The sequence below is a fragment of the Aeromonas sp. ASNIH4 genome, from assembly GCF_002934425.1.
Classification (GTDB): domain Bacteria; phylum Pseudomonadota; class Gammaproteobacteria; order Enterobacterales; family Aeromonadaceae; genus Aeromonas; species Aeromonas hydrophila.
Genome location: NZ_CP026217.1, coordinates 3,061,383 through 3,078,457 on the forward strand (window position 1 = coordinate 3,061,383; position 17,075 = coordinate 3,078,457).

Genomic DNA, 17,075 nt, shown 5'->3' on the forward strand with positions numbered 1-17,075 from the left:
CCTCATGCGAGATCATCATGAAGCTGTCCTTCAAGAAACCGGCCTTCATCGGCCTCGGGCTCATCGCCCTCGTCTCCGCCATCTGGCTCGATTTCTATCTGCCGGAGCACACCATCGCCACCATCACCGGGGTCGAGGTGAAACGCACCGACAAGGATGGCCCCATCAGCCAGAAGAACCCGGCCGACGGCCCCACCACCGACGTCTACTACATCTACACCGAGCGGCCCGGCGAGAAGATCCGCGTGTTCCGCAACGAAGACACCGAGTGGGGCTGGCCCTTCTACTTCAAGTTCAACGCCGCCGACGTGCAGGCCAAGGCCAAGTCGATGGAGTTCGAAAAGCGGCTGGCCATCATTACCTCCTACGGCTGGCGCATCAACATGTTCTCCATGTTCCCCAACGTCACCAAGATTGAGAGCACCGAGCCCGACGCCTCCACCTGGAGCTTCTTCCGCTGGTTCTGGTTCGGCATCTGGGCCCTGGTGATGGGCAAGGCTGCCATCGCCACCTGGCGCTACTTCGATCGGCTCGAGGACGAGATATGAGCGAAGCAGCTGGCCGGAGGAACGGACAATGAGTGAGCCGAGCAAGACGCGCACCAGCTTCTATCGCCGTCTCTACGTGGCCTGGCTCATCAGCCAGGGCACGGATACGGTGCCGGCCATCATGGAGGCGACCGGCATGCCGCGCCGCACCGCGCAGGATACGCTCAGCGCCCTGGCCGAGCTGGACATCAGCTGCGGCTTCCAGCAGACCGAGGGGGCTCGTCATCTGCAGGGGCACTATCGCATCAGTGACTGGGGGCCCATCAATCCTGCCTGGATCGCGGCGCAGCTGCCGGCCATCAAGGAGACATTGGGTTACCCCTGAAGCCACGGACTTGATCATCTGTGACTGGGGCAAGCCAATCCGCCAAATAAAGAAGGGCCAGCCGACAAGGCTGGCCCTTATTGTATCTTGTCAGCCAGGAGTGGCCCGGCCGACAGAGCCCTCACTCGGGGAAAGGCTCCTCCGGCAATGGATCCTGGGTCTCCCCCTTGGTGCAGTCGATGATGGAGCGCTTGGGGTTGTTGGGGTCGCGCAGCAGCAGGGGCGCCAGCCCGGCGTCGTGCTGCTGCTCGTCGGAAAACTCGCTGCCATAGGCGTTGTGGGTCAGACGCCGCGCATTGGCGATGGGGGTATCCACGAACAGGGCGTGCACCTCGAAGGTGGACGAGGGGATGAGAAAGCCGCTGATGGGCAGACCGTGCAGATCCTGGCGGGTCTTGTACCAGGCAAAGCCGTCCGTCACCTTGTAGGGGGTGAACTGTTTGAGCTGCGGGTGCACCGGCTGGCCGGTCTCGCTGTCGAGATAAAGATCGTCCAGCTCGCAGGTCGCCAGTCCCTGCCACATCGATTCGAACGGCGTGGCACACCCCGTCAGTTGCAACCCGGCCAGCAGTGCCAGCCCTGTCTTCCACATCGCTTCGCCCCTTCTTGCAAGAGTGGAACTGCGTTCAGTCAAAGGCCCGCAGCCGCGTGACCAGCAGATCGATAAAACCGGCCCGATCCAGCCCCAGCAACACCAGCGCATTGGCCGCTTTGCCGGTCAGACCGTAACGATCCACCACCGTCATGCCGCTAGTATGGGTGCCGCCGGTCTCGATATCGACCCGGCACTCGACCCCGTGAAACAGCGCGGGGGCCAGCAACCAGGCAATGGTACAGGGGTCGTGCAGCGGCGCGCCAGCAAATCCCCACTTGGGATCCCGGTGGTAGATCATGAAAAAGTCGAGCAGACCGGCCACGCACTGGGCCACCGGATTGGTGATGGCGCGCACCCGCGCTATGTCCTCGTCCATCACCTGCGCCTCATGGGTCACATCCAGCCCGCACATGGTGATGGGGAGCCCCGACTTGAACACCATATCGGCCGCTTCCGGGTCCACATAAATATTGAATTCCGCCGCCGGGGTCCAGTTGCCGGCTCCCGCTGCGCCGCCCATCAGCACGATGCGGGCGATCTTGGCTTTCAGCTCGGGGTGGGCCGCCAGCAGCAGGGCGATATTGGTGAGCGGGCCGGTCGGCACCAGGGTCACAGGCTCAGGGCTCTCGCGCAGGCACTTGGCCATCAGTTCAAGGGCGGTCATGGCCACGGGGGCAAAGGCTGGGTCAGGCAGTTTGGGGCCATCGAGGCCCGATTCACCGTGGACGTTGTCGGCAATGATAAGCTCCCGGGCCAGCGGCTTGGGAGCCCCCGCCGCCACCGGAATGTCGTCACGTCCCAGCAGGGTGAGGATGCGCAGGGCATTGTTGAGGGTCTTGTCCGGCGTCTGGTTGCCGGCGCTGGTGGTGACCGCCAGCACCTTGAGTTCGGGGCTGGCCAGCGCCAGGATGAGGGCAATGGCATCATCGTGGCCGGGATCGCAATCGAGAATAACGGGCAACGCCATGGACAGACTCCTTACAACATGACAGGGAGCCATACCTTAGCAAGCGGCGGCAGGATTAACTCTGGAGGGAGTCACAAAACGCCTTGGCCAAACAGATCAATCACTTGCCAGCGGCACTCACGCCGATTCGCCGCGCTTCGCCGGTTCGGGTATGATCCCCCTCCCTTTTCAGACCGTGCGCCCCATGTCCGTCATCGTCGACACCTTCATCGCCCCGCCCTGTGCGGCCACCATAGAGATCCTGTTCGAGGATGAGCACCTGCTGCTCATCAACAAGCCGAGCGGCCTGCTGAGCTTGTCGGGCAAGAATCCGCAGAACCTCGACTCGGTGCACCATCGGCTGGTGCAGGCTTACCCCGGCTGCGCCCTGGTCCATCGCCTCGATTTTGGCACCTCTGGCATCATGCTGGTGGCCAGGAACAAGGCCATCAACGCCCTGCTCTGCCGCCAGTTCAGCCAGCGCGCGGTGAGCAAGGCCTACAGCGCCCTGCTGTGCGGTCACCTGGCCAAAGACGCAGGGGTGATCGACGCCCCCATCGCCAAGGATCCAGCGCTGTTTCCGCTGATGAGCATCTGCGCCGTCAACGGCAAACCCGCCCGCTCCCGCTATCAAGTGATTGAGCGGCTGGAGCAGCAGATGCAGGGACAGACAGTGCCGCTGACCCGGGTGCAGCTGGTGCCGGAGACCGGCCGCACCCACCAGCTGCGCATCCACAGCCAGCAGCTGGGCCATCCCATTCTCGGCTGCGATCTCTATGGCGGCCTGCTGCCGCCCGGCTGCGAGCAGGCGCCGCGGCTGATGCTGCACGCCAGTGAACTCGATTTTGTCCATCCGGTCAGCGGCGAGCCGATGCAGATCCGCTGTGAGGCGCCCTTTGCGCAGGCGCTGGCCGCCATGACGGGGCAACCGGGGTAACCTGGAGCAGGGAAACAAGGGGCAGGCAAGCAGAAGAGGGGCAAAGCGGTAAACGGCGGATAAAGATAGGGGCCGTGCTTTCGCAACGGCCCCCACCCCCCACTCGGTGTGGTGCTATCAGATCAGCTTGCGGGCAGCGCCCAGCACGATCTTGATGGCATCAGATTCGGTTTTCGCCATGGTCTCGGCGTTCGGAATTTCCTGCTGGGTACGGTTGACGATGACGCCAGCCACCATACCGGCGCGCAGGCCCTGGCTGGTGCACATGGTCAGCAGGGTGGCAGATTCCATCTCGTAGTTCAGCACGCCCATGGCTTGCCACTCTTTCATGGAACCCTGGAAACGGCTCACGACGCGGCCGGATACGGTGTCGTAACGCTCCTGACCCGGGTAGAAGGTATCGGAGGAGGCAGTCACACCGATGTGCAGCTTGGAACCCAGCTCTTTGGCGGTGTTGACCAGCGCGGTGGTGCAGTCGAAGTCGGCCACGGCCGGGAATTCCATCGGCGCGAAGTGCAGGCTGGCACCGTCGAGGCGCACGGAACCGGTAGTGACGATCACGTCGCCCACGTTCAGGTGCGGCTGGATGGCGCCGGTGGTGCCGATGCGCAGGAAGGTACGGATGCCCAGCTGAGCCAGCTCTTCCACCGCGATGGAAGTGGACGGGCCGCCGATACCGGTGGAGCAGATGATCACGGCCTTGCCGTCCATCTCGCCGCGCCAGGTAGTGAATTCACGATGGCTGGCCAGGTGCACCGGGTTATCCAACAGCTCTGCGATGCGCTTCACGCGCTCGGGATCACCAGGGACGATCGCCAGGGTGGCGCCTTGCAGATCCGCTTTCTTCAAACCCAAGTGAAATACATCAGACATAGTGGACTCCTGGTTGCTCCCCACCAGCATGGTCAGGGCGCAAGTTAAGATGATTCTTTATGGTACTTTCAAGCCTTCACTCCCCTCGTCGGGGAGGCGCCAACTATGGTCGAAAGCGCTTTCCAATTCCTTGAAGCATCTCACACTTCCTTGCATTGACAGTGACAAATTCGGCGCAAAACGTTTGCTAACCTGATGAATTAATTGAAAAACGTTTTTCTTCCCGCGAACGGGCAAGGGCCCTTGTCAATCCCTGTCGCGACCCATGTTTCCGGTACGTGATCGAGTCCATAAAGTTGCAAAGCAGATACCATTGACCCCTTTTCATCCCCTCTGACGATGTTATGTTGGCGCCCGCATACCACTTAATGGCTAATAAAACGGAGTCCATCATGGCGACATTCAAGTTCTACATTCCCGCAATCAACCTGATGGGAGCAGGCTGTCTGCAAGAGGCGGCAGCCGATATCAAGGGTTATGGCCATCGCAAGGCGCTGATCGTCACCGACAAGATCCTCAACCAGATCGGCGTGGTCGCCAAGGTCGCCGGCCTGCTGGCAGAACATGGCATTGAAAGCGCAGTTTTCGACGAGACCAAGCCCAACCCGACCATGACCAACGTGGAAGCGGGCCTGGCCATGCTCAAGGCCAATGGCTGCGACTGCGTCATCTCATTGGGCGGCGGCTCGCCTCACGACTGCGCCAAGGGCATCGCCCTGGTGGCCGCCAACGGTGGCAGCATCAAGGATTATGAAGGGGTGGATCGCTCCGCCAAGCCGCAGTTGCCGCTCATCGCCATCAACACCACCGCCGGCACCGCTTCCGAGATGACCCGCTTTTGCATCATCACCGACGAGGCCCGCCACGTGAAGATGGCCATCGTCGACAAGCACGTCACCCCGCTGATGTCGGTCAACGACCCCGAGCTGATGCTGGCGAAACCCGCCGGCCTCACCGCCGCTACCGGCATGGATGCGCTGACCCACTCCATCGAGGCGTATGTCTCCACCATCGCCACCCCGGTGACCGATGCCAACGCCATCATGGCCATCCAGCTCATCGCCAAACACCTGCGCACCGCGGTCAATCAGGGCGACGATCTGCACGCCCGCGAGCAGATGGCCTACGCCCAGTTCCTGGCCGGCATGGCCTTCAACAACGCAAGCCTCGGCTACGTGCACGCCATGGCCCACCAGCTGGGCGGCTTCTACGACCTGCCGCACGGGGTGTGCAACGCCGTGCTGCTGCCCCACGTACAGGCCTATAACGCCCAGGTGTGCGCCGGCCGGCTCAAGGATGTAGCCCGTCATATGGGGGTGGACGTGAGCGCCATGAATGACGAGCAAGGGGCCGCCGCCGCCATTGCCGCCATCCAGCAGCTGGCTCGCGATGTCAAGATCCCGGCCGGGCTGGAGCAGCTGGGCGTCAAGGCCGACGATTTCAACCTGCTGGCCGAGAACGCCCTGAAAGATGCCTGCGGCTTCACCAACCCGAAACAGGCGAGCCACGCCGAGATCGTCGCCATCTTCCGCGCCGCCATGTAAGGGCGCAATCGGCAGAAAGGGTCGCATGGCGGCCCTTTTTATTGGCTGATGGATCAATGGCTTTTTACTTCCGTAGAGGGAGCCGGTATGATTTGCCGAGCTTAAAAAGACTTGAATGGATGATCTGAACTCGATATGCGGATGAAACACCTGATTGCCGCGGCCCTGACCGCCCTCACCCTGTCTGGTTGCAGCCTGGTCTATCGCATCGATATTCCTCAGGGCAACTATGTGGAACAAAAACAGGTCGACAAACTGCGCCAGGGCATGACCCGCGAGCAGGTCGAGTTCGTGCTGGGTTCCGCCATGCTGCGCGATGGCTTTGACCCGAACACTTGGTATTACCTCTATGAATTCCAGCCGGGGCGCGGCGAGAAAGAGCGCAAGGAACTCACCCTGACCTTTGCCAACGACAGATTGGCCACGGTCACCGGCGACTTCCCGCTGCCAGCGGCCTTCCATACCCCGCTCTGATCCCATCCACAAAACCGGCCTCGCGCCGGTTTTGTTTTAGCGCAGCCAGCCACGGACGACCCGCTGGCAGAGAGTCCCGCCTCAGCGGATTGCGGGCGTCAATTTCATCACACAGGGAGAGCAGCATGAGCCGGATCCTGATCGCCGGAGCCAGCGGCCTCATCGGCCGCGAGCTGGTACGACAACTGCCAGCAGAGCACGAGCTAACCCTGCTCTGTCGCAAGCCCGGGCAGCCGCAACCCGCCCACCACTGGCTGCCGGTCAATTTCGATATGCTGGCCGAGGTGAATCTGCCCGAACCGGTGGATCTCGCCTTCTGCTGCCTTGGCACCACCCGCAAGGAAGCTGGCTCGGCCGAGGCCTTTCGCCGGGTCGATCTAGACTATGTGCTGGCCTTTGCCGAACTGGCCCGCCACCACGGCTGCCAGCGGCTGGTGGTGGTCTCGAGCCTGGGAGCCAACCCGCACTCCCCTGCCCTTTATCCGCGCACCAAGGGGGAGATGGAGCAGGCATTGCTGACCCAATCCTGGCCGCGACTCGCCATCGTGCGCCCCGCCATGTTGCTGGGAGATCGCCAGCCGCCACGCCGCTCGGAGCAGTTTTTCCAAGCCATCTACCCGTTGCTGAAGCCGCTCCTGGTTGGCAGGTTGCGCCGCTGGCGCGCCATCGAGGCCGGCCAGGTGGCCCGCGCCATGATCTCCCTCTCCCGTCAGCCCGCCGGCTGCGAAGTGGTCGAGAACGAGCGACTGCTCCAGCTGTAGCCAAGCGCCTCGACTTGGCAGGTGGATGACGGGATCAAAAAAGGCGCCAAGGCGCCTTTTTTATATGCGGTGTCGTGCCAGTGCTGACACTTTTTATACGAAGTATCCTGCCTGCCAATGCAGGTATTTAGTCAGACTGTTTGCGATTGGCATTGGGACGGCCACCCGTGACCACGTCGGCACGTCCCTCTTCCTTGGCCTTTTCCGCGCGCTTCTTGCGCATCTCCTTGGGATCGGCGATGAGCGGACGGTAGATCTCGATGCGATCGCCATCTTGCAGCAACTCGGAGCCCTTGACCGGTCGGCTGTAGATGCCGAACTTGTTGACCGCCAGATCGATCTCGGGGTGTTTTTGCACTATGCCGGATTGCTCGAGGGCGGCCAGCACCGAGGTTTGTGCAGGCACCCGCAGGCGCAGCACCGTCTGCCGTTCGGGCAGGGCGTAGACCACTTCGATGTTGAGTTGATCAGGCACCGTACACCACCTTGGCGCGGTTGGAGAAAGCGAGCACCATGGAGCTCACCAGATCGCGGAAGATCTGGCCGAAGGCCAGCTCGATGAGTTTGGAGGTGAACTCGAAGTCGAGATCAAACTCCACCTTGCAGGCATCCACGTCCAGCGGCGTGAAGGTCCACCAGCCCGCCAGCTTGCTGAAGGGCCCCTCCACCAGCTCCATCTTGATCTGCCGGTTGGCATCGAGCAGATTGCGGGTGGTAAAGGTCTTGGCAATCCCGGCCTTGGCCACATCGACCGAGGCAGTCATATAGTCATCGCCGGTTTCGTGGACACGGCTGCCGACACAACCGGGCAGGAACTCCGGATAAGCGTGAACATCATTGACCAGCCTGAACATCTGTTCGGCGCTGAACATCACCAGGGCACTGCGAGTAATACGGGGCATGGCTTTTCCTCATCCAATCGCCGCGATTTTATCATCATGTTTCATCTTGTGGAGGTAAAACCTCGGTCAAACTGCTCATAAAGCCATCAGTTGACCCGCTGCGCGTTTTACAGCCGCCCTTGCCCACGTATAATGCCCTCCTCCCAGTCATTGCCGGAAATCGCCCGTCATGAGCAAAAAAAACAGTAAAAACAAAGCCGGGTCCAACACCATTGCACTCAACAGAAGCGCGCGCCACGAATACTTCATCGAAGAGAAGATCGAGGCGGGTCTGTCCCTGCAAGGGTGGGAAGTCAAATCTCTGCGGGCGGGCAAGGCCAACATCAGCGAAGCCTATGTCATCTTCCGCGATGGTGAGGCTTACCTGTTCGGCTCCAGCTTCCTGCCACTGCAAGCAGCCTCCAGCCATGTGGTGTGCGACCCGACCCGGACCCGCAAACTGCTGCTGAGCCGTCGTGAACTCGACAAGCTCGAGAGCCTGATCGCCCGCCAGGGCTACACCGTCGTTCCCCTCGCCCTCTACTGGAAACAGTGCTGGGTCAAGGTCGAGATCGGCCTGGTGAAAGGCAAGAAAGAGCACGACAAGCGTGAAGACACCAAGGCCCGCGAATGGGATCGGGAAAAAGCGCGCATCATGAAGAACAAGCACCGCGGTTAATCCGCTTGATGCTGCAAGGTCCGGGCTCCTGCCCGGACTTTTTCTTTTCCGGCCCGCCGCTTACCCGCCCCCGCCAGGCGAGCGCACAATAAATCGGCAAACGAAGCGGCTCCCTGCGGGAATGACCATCAACGCCTTGCCATGACAGGATTTTTGCGTACAATCGCTCTTAACAACTTGGGGCTGATTCTGGATTCGACAAGATTCACGAAACCCAAGGTGCATGCCGAGGTGCGGTAGGCCTCGTTAATAAACCGCAAAAAAATAGTCGCAAACGACGAAAACTACGCACTCGCAGCTTAATAACCTGCGCTGAGCCCTTCTACCCTAGCTTGCCTGTGTCCTAGGGAATCGGAAGGTCATCCTTCACAGGATCGTGTGGAAGTCCTGCTCGGGGCGGAAGCATTAAAACCAATCGAGCTAGTCAATTCGTGGCGTGTCTCTCCGCAGCGGGTTGGCGAATGTAAAGAGTGACTAAGCATGTAGTGCCAAGGATGTAGTAATTTTGGACGGGGGTTCAAATCCCCCCAGCTCCACCAAATACCGGTCCAACAGTGACCAACGAAGTCCAAGAAACCCGCAGAGCGTAAGGCTTTGCGGGTTTTTTGTTGTCTTACGCTGTCCAATGGGATGCGTTGCCATCCAGCCCTTTTAGGCATATCGTTAGGTATATGGTTCTGTATACCTTCAGGAGCGTATGCCTATGCCTCGTATCACCCGCCCCTTGTCCCCAACCGAGATCAAAGCAGCCAAGCCCAAGGAGAAGGAATACACCCTCTGCGACGGCGCGGGCCTGGAGCTCGTCATCAAGCCCAATGGTTCCAAGTTGTGGCGCCTTCGTTACTACCGCCCTCTCACTAAACAGAGAAACATGATCAGCTTCGGCTCATACCCTACGATGTCATTGGCTGACGCGAGAGAGAAGCGCTCCGAAGCCAAAACGTTGCTGCAACAAAACATCGATCCCCAACACCATCGTGACGAGCAGGTATCCGCTGCGTTATCGCTGAGCGAGCACACCTTTGAAGCCGTCGCCAAGCGCTGGCTTGATGTTAAGCGTCCTTCCGTCACCCCAGCATATGCTGAGGATCTCTGGCGTTCGCTCGAAATGTACCTCTTCCCCGAAATTGGCACTGTGCCCGTGATGGAGATAAAAGCGCAGAGAGCCATCAAGATCATCGAACCCATCGCCGCTGCTGGAAAACTCGAAACTGTGCGTCGTCTCACCCAGCGGGTGAACGAGATCATGACCTTTGCCGTCAACTCTGGTCTGATCGATGCCAACCCTTGCTCGGGGATCAGCAAGGTATTTCAACGTCCAGCCAAACAGCACATGCCCAGCATTAATCCAAACCAGCTGCCGGAACTGATGAATCGGCTATCGAAAGCCAGTATCAATTTGCAGACCCGCTGCCTTATCGAATGGAGCCTGCATACCTTGGCTCGCCCCAGCGAAGCAGCCGGAGCCCGGTGGGCAGAGATCGATATGGAAAAGAAACTCTGGCGGATCCCACCAGAGAGAATGAAGAAGCGCAGAGGTCATGATGTGCCATTAACACCACAGACCCTTGCCTATCTGGAACTCATGCGACCGATCAGCGGCCATCGTGAATTTATCTTCCCTGGTATCCGTAACCCTAAAACGCACACCAACGAGCAAACAGCCAATGCGGCCTTAAAACGAATGGGATATGAAGGGACCTTGGTCGCTCATGGCCTGCGAGCCTTGGGCAGCACAACCCTTAACGAGAGAGGATTTGATCGAGACGTTATCGAGTCCGCCTTGTCACATTCTGACAAGGACGAGGTCCGTAGCGCCTATAACCGCACGGATTATCTGGAACGTCGCAGAGAAATGATGGTCTGGTGGTCAGAGCATATAGATGCCGCATCCAAGATCGGCTCAGCGCTGACATGGATACCACCAACAATGGCTGGTTAAGTTATTTACTGGCCCCAAACTGATTATCAATAAAGCAGAAGACACCAAGACTCCTTTGGGCCCCACAAAAACAAGTATCAGATGATCCTGTTGGATGTGATCACTACTCGTTGAGGTTTGCCTGATACAACATTAGATACAGGGGAGAGCCTTGGCTCTCTCCTGCGACAAGAACCTATAAAGATCCCGCCTCCTGCCTTTTAATGTGACGACCGCAGAAATACTCCGCCTGTGTAGCGTTATCACCGTAAAGCCGGTGCCCACTCATTAGCCATTCGAACACGGTTAGCGCAGTCTCCTCTTGGTCTATACAGTGGTATGCCACACGCCCCAAGCCTGGTTCCATTGGAAGTCGTTCTACTTCTTTGCAGAAACGAAAGCGCCGCAAGATGCACTCACGCCAGTATTCTGCCACTCGATAGGCAAACCACTCAGGCCTTGTCGCTTGTTTACAGTCACTGAATAAGAAGACCATGCGCACCAACGTCATGTCGTGAGAGCGACTCACACGGCAGACCACACATTCCAACTCTTTAAATAAAGCTCGAGTCTCAGTACTCGATGCCAGAGAGGTGGCTAACCACTCTGACGCAATGCAAACATCATTAAAATGCCGGGCACCGAAATAGATTTCCAAACTAACCGCATAACGCGTCGATACAGGGTCAGTCGCCCCCCACCACAATTGCCTTAGAAGCTCCTTCGTCAGGACAGGCTTTAGATCATAATGCGCCGAATAACCACAAACTGTAGGTGTATGCACATACTGTTCACACTCTGGCTGCACGTTTTCGCCTACTACTTCACTCTTGTTAATTTCCGTCATCTTGCTCTCCCTACTTTACAAAGAGTTGACTACAACCAAAATTACGCTGACCTGACACCTTGGTTCGGGTCTTCGCTAAATACGCAACTCGCAATAAGAACTCGCGATACGCTGGGGAATGTACCATCGCAGCACGGCGGTCAAATACGTATGCTGGGTTCGTTGGAAAATGCACTAAAGACGCATAGTCCGGGTAGGTAAGCCCAAGGGCACGACACCAAGCACGCTGTATCCTAAGGGCCATGTTGTCGGCCTCGGCGTTACGGTAATCTCCCAAGTACGCATAAATGTCTTTATTAAAAAGCAGCACCAAGTGGTAATGCGGGTTGGCACTAGAGTCCTGCTCGCGCACCCAGATATATGCAGGGAAGGCTGGTTGTCCTCGCCTTCCCTTACGGGCATGGTCCGCCAGTAATTGGCTTTTCAGTGATGCAAAGAAACGTGTAATTACCGCTGGGTCTTGCCGAGGAAAGCACAGTGGTATGTCAGGCTCCTCCGGCCAATTAGTTTGTGGTAAACGCAAGTCCACACGCACGGCAAACACACGGGGATATATATCCAAGCAGTTTGTAATGACCTGTGTTAACTTGGTTAAGTAATAGGGTGAAACACCCCCATAACGCAGCTCAGCTTCAGCAAGCAGCTTATAAAGCTCCTCTGGGCTAAGCTGGTAGCCCAATGATGAATTCATCTCGCCTCCTTTTGATCAGGCATAGTTGACCCAAATGCATGTGCAATTTATAGATGATTCAGAAGTGGCCGTTGCATTTCACTCATCCAATTAATGGATGGTGTGATATTTAAATTCGTTATGTACCTCTTTGCTTTTTACATAAAAGATGGCAGCTATCTACAATGACAAATTTTAATTATTGGCATGTGTCAATGTGTATAATACATATACCGGACATCAACCACTTCATTACTCTTAGTAAATCATGGGAAATAGTTTCACTGCGACTCGAAAATTACTATACATGCCTCTTAAGACTAAAAACAATTTACTCTAAAGTTATCTAATGTCACTTTTCATGCATTATAGCGAGGCACCATTACCCGCAATATTATGTGGGTCATTAGTATAATTTCGCAGGTAAGTTGTACGCCCATGAATAACAACAAGGCGTCCTTGTCTCGCTAGAGTTTCAACAGCTTGGTCTAATCGAACTTTGCTTCTAGCACAATTAGGACCATATTGACGCACATGGTTTTTTCTTACGCCTGGCATACGAAAAAAATCAAGTCGCTGCTCTAACCATGTATATATGGCGTTTGCATCCTCTTCTTCTTTCGTCACTGCACCACTTGTATTGGTTAGGTTGATAAACTGATACAAATACCATCTGCCAAGCTGTATCGCTGCACTCAACACCTGCTCATTAACCTCCAGAGAATCATGATTAAAAAAAGTGATAACAGCTGATATCCTTAGCATCTGTTCCATCAATTTAGATACAACATCACGATAAGGGTACAGATCCTGCCCTTGGTTTATTCTTTGTTCTAAATTGTTGTATTCTCGAAACCATAACACTTTTGCCTCTGGAGATAATTGAACTACTTGACGTGCTGTATTAGTTCGCCTGCGTGCTAGCGTTGTCTCTAGCAATGTCTGCAATCGATTATCAAAAAATTCCTGTAATGGGCTTCCGCAGTAAGCCTTATAAGGAATACTATTCGCCAAACGCTGTCCCTGAGTAGATTTAGGTTTTGAAAACAAACATCTGGCTAAAAATCCAGAACCTCTGGTTTTTTCACCATGCTTTTCTAAAAAAGCATCAAATAGTTTTGGTTGAACCATCAATGCCAATGTAACTCTCGTATCACTGATCCGTTGGGGTTCAGTCGTCTTTCGTTCTACTAATATATCACTTGCACTCCATAATGAGTTCAAAAATGAGGTGTCTGATAACAGGCTGCTTTTCAGCATACTACCTCCCTCATCTGAAAAAAGCCCTAATGTACCTTGTTCAACTAATCGCGACTTCACTGCAGCAGGAGTTGCATCATTAACAAGCCATTCAATACGAATCGGTTTTACAGGGCGCATTTGCAACAACAATGCAACCTCTGTCTTTCGTTGGGCCGCTTCTGCACCTCCATTTTTCAGGGAAGTCTTCCATAACCCATTTGTAGCCGCATATTCAGTTTCCCAGAGTTGACTCGCTATTTGATAATCAGCCATCTCTTGGTTGTAACTGGCAGATAGCTTTACCTGATAGCGATGTATTGAGGCCATAATAATGCTATCGACTGTACTCTTCCGCTCACCAGAATCAGCAAGTGTCAGCAGATATAAATTGATGGGATGTCGTTTCCCATCAGGTCGAGTGATATCGACGAGATCTTGGCATCCTAAGCTCATTGCACTCAAGACCGAAGCAAAGATCAAACTTACTGGTGCTTGCGTATCTTCGTGTACGGACAGAACCACTTCACGTAGTTGCGCAGGCAATACACCTATTGGAAAGCCATCAGTAAGCGAATATGTCTTTGGAGGCCGCCTCATCATTCCCCCTTAACCTGTTGTTGGCACCAGGAGTAAATCTGGTGTTCAAACCAACCAATACTGTTCTCGCCTAACTGAAGTGGCTTCGGGAAATGCTTGTCATAGCGCCTCGACTTAGGGTTAAGACGATCGTAAATCGTCGAGCGGCTAAGACCGATCAACGCTACCAACTCTTTCATTCGGATTACCCGCCCTGACCAGTTGGCAGGAGGGGTAGGTATGACGCCTTGGATTTTATCCTGCATCTTGTGACCTCTGTCATGTGTGTTGAAGACACAACTAAGGTATAAAAACCACAGCCTGAATTGGTCGGCAAATTTGCGGAGGCAAGACAGCAATGTCAATAAAACAAGCTGAAACTATCGGTCATCACCATGTCCTAAGCCATCTGCTTTGGGCACTAGACCTTTACGATACGAAAGATCGCAGCTCAAGATTGAATGAAATGCGTAGTTACGACCAGAAGCAGAGCATCTACATTGAGACACTCCAAGACAGACTGATCCAAGCCTTATGTGATCAAACACCGGCTGTTTCAGTCTTGGTAAATGGATTACTTGATTTCAGTGAAGCAGCTACCACTGTGGTTCTATCTAAAACTGTTATTTCGCCGATAGCTAAAGAAAAAATATATCATCAATATACCAAGCATATTCTTTGCCCTATTCTTGTTAGCTGCATCGAGCTAATGATGGAGTTCAGAGAACACTCGCCTTTTGTGAGACACCTAGATGACCTATTAAAAAGAACAAATGAACATGGGTTAGCACATGCAGCACGTAGAATGCTGCTTGACATTATCGACATCCCCGAATGCAAAGTATATCTGGGTGAATTGACAAACTTAATAGGAAATATAAAGCCGGGCCGAAACCAACGTAGAGCAACAATCAGGGGATATATACAGAGCGCTACAATAGAGTGCAATTCAATTCGCGATGTGAAAATACGAAACAAATGTTTGAACCAATTGATTATTTTGCAAGATGCATACTCGGCCTGTATCGCAGCAATATACTTCGATAATAAAACTGGGCTAGGTCAGTATCTCGCTCGCCACTATCAAGAAGCATCAGATAAATTCATTCATCTTCTTGATGTCCGGATAAAATCACTCAGCGGTATGATAACGACCTACATTTATGCTAAAAATACATTAGGCTTAGCGCTGTCCCATGAGGCTAAAGAACATATTGAGAAACTGTGGTGTTTCGCAGTTAAGGAATTACCCGCTGTCAAAAACAAATATCATAACCAGAGTATCCAATCATTATTTTACCTACTCAATGAACCTGATTTTAATTCTCTACCGATAAAAACTCAGGAAAAGGCTGAAAAATTTATCAACCAAGCTATGACAGATGCTAAGCTTGGCTATTTGAAACCATACGCGGCAATATTCCATACACTACATTTAATTAAGAACAATGAACTTGAAAAAGCTAGCCAACTATTGGCGGATAATATTACAACCATATATAATGACACCGTAGGTTCATTACCATTTCATGCATCCATGTTACAAATTGCATTAGCAATCAAACTTACACCAAGTGAAATTAAAAATGGGCGGTTCACATCGTTAGTACAAAACATAATCAACTCGCAGTCACTTTATGCTGATGCTCGTATTGATGATAGTTTCCTACTACAGTTGCACTATGAGTCTTTCATCACACATCATTACTCGCATTCAATTCTTCGCAGCATTAGATATTACAATGATTTGGTATGTAAACGCTTATGTATATCAGAAGAACGCCCCCAACAGGCGATCTTAGACACATGGTGCCAGGTAGAATATGCCCTTTCTAAAATCGACAAAAAACTTGATTGTTTGACAGGAGAAAATATAGAACCATCGATTCACAACATCCTAACCAAAGCTGAAAAGGAAAAACCACTTATCACTTACCTGCCTAGCTCTACTTTGTACAATTGCGTAAGGGAGTGCTTGGGGTTGCGAGCTTATTTACATATTTCAGATACCGACCACCCATGCACCTCAAAAATGCTTAGTGATACGCAGTATAGATTAACCTTGCTTAAAACATTAAATCCCACACTGTTCGAAGAGGAGTCTCGTTGTAGAGCATTAAACTAGTGCCTATACGCCAACGCTGCTATTCCTGCTACTAGTAGCAGGAATAGCTATTTTCACAATGCCATTTCGTCATTCTTTCAAATCTATATTACTTCCTGACACACTGGGATATATGTCCATCCAACTCAGGAGATATTAATGGCGCACCTAATTGACACCATGGCCTACACCGGCCAAACCCCTTGGCATGGCCTTGGTAATGTCTTGCCCCCACAACAATCCCTCGATATCTGGCTGCAGGCAGCCGGGATGGATTGGACCATCAAGCAGAGCGACGTGATGTTTAACGTCGCCTCCGATGCGTTGCATATTCGCCCCTACAGCGACAGCAAGGTGCTTTATCGCTCCGATACCCTTGCCCCCCTGTCGGTGGTCTCAAGCCGCTACAACGTAGTACAACCTCACGAGGTGCTGCACTTCTATCAAGACTTGGTGGAAGCCGGTGGCTTTGAGCTGGAAACGGCAGGCTCGCTCAAAGGCGGCCGCAAGCTGTGGGCACTGGCTAAGACAGGCCAGGACCTAAAACTCAAAGGCAATGACTTGGTAAAGTCCTATCTGCTGCTGGCGACCAGTTGCGACGGCACGCTCTGCACCACGGCGCAGTTCACCTCGCTGCGAGTGGTCTGCAACAACACCCTGCAGATGGCACTGCGCGGTGCTTCCGGCGCCATCAAGGTGCCCCACTCCACTCAGTTCGATGCAGCAACAGTCAAAGAGTCGCTTGGGCTCGGGCTCTCTCATTGGGATGAGTTCAAGGCACAGACCAAGGCACTGGCACAGCGGCCAGTCGCCCCTGAAGAGGCGCTGCGCTTTTTCAGCGACTTGCTGGCGCAACCGCTGGATGAGGAGAGCATCATTCTCACCAAGCCGGTACAACGGCTGCATGAGCTCTATCAGGGCGCGGGTATGGGCTCAGAGCTTGCCAGCTCCCGCCATACCGCCTGGGGGCTGGTCAATGCAGTCACCGAATACGTGGATCACCATCGCCGTGCTCGCAGCCAGGACCATCGCCTCGATTCCGCCTGGTTTGGTCAGGGCGCCCAACTCAAAACCCAAGCCCTGAACCAAGCACTCACCCTGCTGCAGTAGTTCCTCTTCCCTCTTCCAACTGCATAACGACCTCACCCGGAC

Annotated in this window: 19 protein-coding genes and 1 other RNA gene; 11 read left to right on the forward strand and 9 right to left on the reverse strand. The window is 54.4% G+C overall.

The genetic code is table 11. The features are described 5' to 3' along the window. Positions 1 to 17 precede the first annotated feature (17 nt). Positions 18 to 548 carry a DUF1523 family protein gene (locus C2U40_RS14015; protein ID WP_016350163.1) on the forward strand — a complete coding sequence of 177 codons (531 nt, stop codon included), beginning with the start codon at positions 18 to 20 and terminating at the stop codon, positions 546 to 548. 28 nt (positions 549 to 576) lie between these two features. Continuing rightward, positions 577 to 873, forward strand: coding sequence for a winged helix-turn-helix domain-containing protein (locus C2U40_RS14020; protein ID WP_029301431.1), 297 nt, complete (start codon positions 577 to 579; stop codon positions 871 to 873). Between the two features lie 121 nt (positions 874 to 994). Here C2U40_RS14020 and C2U40_RS14025 read toward each other — a convergent pair whose 3' ends face one another. After that, a complete protein-coding gene (locus tag C2U40_RS14025) occupies positions 995 to 1,465 on the reverse strand; it encodes a hypothetical protein (protein WP_024943856.1) in 471 nt (156 codons plus the stop codon). A 34-nt stretch (positions 1,466 to 1,499) separates the two neighbouring features. Beyond that, positions 1,500 to 2,435, reverse strand: coding sequence for a pyrimidine-specific ribonucleoside hydrolase RihA (gene rihA, locus C2U40_RS14030; protein WP_103828913.1), 936 nt, complete (start codon positions 2,433 to 2,435; stop codon positions 1,500 to 1,502). 151 nt (positions 2,436 to 2,586) lie between these two features. On the opposite strand from rihA, the gene C2U40_RS14035 reads away from it, so the two are divergent. Beyond that, complete coding sequence (locus tag C2U40_RS14035; protein ID WP_181014938.1) at positions 2,587 to 3,351, forward strand: RluA family pseudouridine synthase; 765 nt, start codon at positions 2,587 to 2,589, stop codon at positions 3,349 to 3,351. 117 nt (positions 3,352 to 3,468) lie between these two features. Here the strand turns inward: C2U40_RS14035 and udp are convergent, their stop codons facing one another. Continuing rightward, entirely contained in the window at positions 3,469 to 4,224 is a 756-nt protein-coding gene (gene udp, locus C2U40_RS14040) for a uridine phosphorylase (protein WP_011705364.1), read from the reverse strand. 392 nt (positions 4,225 to 4,616) lie between these two features. Here udp and yiaY point away from each other — a divergent pair, with 392 nt between their 5' ends. The 3 genes from yiaY to C2U40_RS14055 all read left to right on the forward strand — a co-directional run bounded on the left by yiaY (position 4,617) and on the right by C2U40_RS14055 (position 7,003). After that, entirely contained in the window at positions 4,617 to 5,768 is a 1,152-nt protein-coding gene (gene yiaY, locus C2U40_RS14045; protein WP_103828915.1) for an L-threonine dehydrogenase, read from the forward strand. Positions 5,769 to 5,903: 135 nt separating this feature from the next. After that, positions 5,904 to 6,242 carry an outer membrane protein assembly factor BamE gene (locus C2U40_RS14050; RefSeq protein ID WP_011705347.1) on the forward strand — a complete coding sequence of 113 codons (339 nt, stop codon included), beginning with the start codon at positions 5,904 to 5,906 and terminating at the stop codon, positions 6,240 to 6,242. A 125-nt stretch (positions 6,243 to 6,367) separates the two neighbouring features. Continuing rightward, complete coding sequence (locus C2U40_RS14055) at positions 6,368 to 7,003, forward strand: NAD(P)H-binding protein (RefSeq protein ID WP_103828916.1); 636 nt, start codon at positions 6,368 to 6,370, stop codon at positions 7,001 to 7,003. A 127-nt stretch (positions 7,004 to 7,130) separates the two neighbouring features. Here C2U40_RS14055 and C2U40_RS14060 read toward each other — a convergent pair whose 3' ends face one another. Together C2U40_RS14060 and C2U40_RS14065 are read right to left on the reverse strand one after the other, a co-directional pair. Continuing rightward, complete coding sequence (locus tag C2U40_RS14060; RefSeq protein WP_024943861.1) at positions 7,131 to 7,478, reverse strand: RnfH family protein; 348 nt, start codon at positions 7,476 to 7,478, stop codon at positions 7,131 to 7,133. Next, positions 7,471 to 7,905: an SRPBCC family protein gene (locus C2U40_RS14065; protein WP_011705344.1), complete on the reverse strand. Its 435-nt coding sequence runs from the start codon at positions 7,903 to 7,905 to the stop codon at positions 7,471 to 7,473. Before C2U40_RS14065 ends, C2U40_RS14060 begins: the two co-directional genes overlap by 8 nt. A gap of 169 nt (positions 7,906 to 8,074) precedes the next feature. Here C2U40_RS14065 and smpB point away from each other — a divergent pair, with 169 nt between their 5' ends. From smpB to C2U40_RS14080, 3 genes are all read left to right on the forward strand, one after another. Then, positions 8,075 to 8,563 (forward strand): SsrA-binding protein SmpB, encoded by a 489-nt coding sequence (gene smpB / locus C2U40_RS14070; RefSeq protein ID WP_011705343.1) that lies wholly within the window; start codon positions 8,075 to 8,077, stop codon positions 8,561 to 8,563. Between the two features lie 179 nt (positions 8,564 to 8,742). Continuing rightward, positions 8,743 to 9,102: a transfer-messenger RNA gene (gene ssrA / locus C2U40_RS14075) on the forward strand. Between the two features lie 164 nt (positions 9,103 to 9,266). Beyond that, complete coding sequence (locus C2U40_RS14080; protein ID WP_103828917.1) at positions 9,267 to 10,505, forward strand: integrase domain-containing protein; 1,239 nt, start codon at positions 9,267 to 9,269, stop codon at positions 10,503 to 10,505. 175 nt (positions 10,506 to 10,680) lie between these two features. On the opposite strand, the gene C2U40_RS26105 is transcribed toward C2U40_RS14080, so the two are convergent. The 4 genes from C2U40_RS26105 to C2U40_RS14095 all read right to left on the reverse strand — a co-directional run bounded on the left by C2U40_RS26105 (position 10,681) and on the right by C2U40_RS14095 (position 14,085). After that, positions 10,681 to 11,331, reverse strand: coding sequence for a hypothetical protein (locus C2U40_RS26105; RefSeq protein WP_146054381.1), 651 nt, complete (start codon positions 11,329 to 11,331; stop codon positions 10,681 to 10,683). A gap of 10 nt (positions 11,332 to 11,341) precedes the next feature. Continuing rightward, positions 11,342 to 12,022: an inovirus Gp2 family protein gene (locus C2U40_RS14085; RefSeq protein WP_103828918.1), complete on the reverse strand. Its 681-nt coding sequence runs from the start codon at positions 12,020 to 12,022 to the stop codon at positions 11,342 to 11,344. A 345-nt stretch (positions 12,023 to 12,367) separates the two neighbouring features. Next, on the reverse strand, positions 12,368 to 13,843 hold the full coding sequence (locus tag C2U40_RS14090) for a YfjI family protein (protein ID WP_103828919.1): 1,476 nt from the start codon (positions 13,841 to 13,843) through the stop codon (positions 12,368 to 12,370). Next, a complete protein-coding gene (locus C2U40_RS14095; RefSeq protein WP_103828920.1) occupies positions 13,840 to 14,085 on the reverse strand; it encodes a helix-turn-helix transcriptional regulator in 246 nt (81 codons plus the stop codon). Before C2U40_RS14095 ends, C2U40_RS14090 begins: the two co-directional genes overlap by 4 nt. A gap of 92 nt (positions 14,086 to 14,177) precedes the next feature. Here C2U40_RS14095 and C2U40_RS26110 point away from each other — a divergent pair, with 92 nt between their 5' ends. Both C2U40_RS26110 and C2U40_RS14100 read left to right on the forward strand, forming a co-directional pair. Beyond that, the gene (locus C2U40_RS26110; protein ID WP_146054380.1) at positions 14,178 to 15,944 is read left to right on the forward strand and encodes a hypothetical protein; all 1,767 of its coding nucleotides are present in this window, start codon (positions 14,178 to 14,180) and stop codon (positions 15,942 to 15,944) included. A 138-nt stretch (positions 15,945 to 16,082) separates the two neighbouring features. Next, positions 16,083 to 17,033, forward strand: coding sequence for a DUF932 domain-containing protein (locus C2U40_RS14100; protein WP_103828960.1), 951 nt, complete (start codon positions 16,083 to 16,085; stop codon positions 17,031 to 17,033). The last annotated feature ends 42 nt before the right edge of the window (positions 17,034 to 17,075 follow it).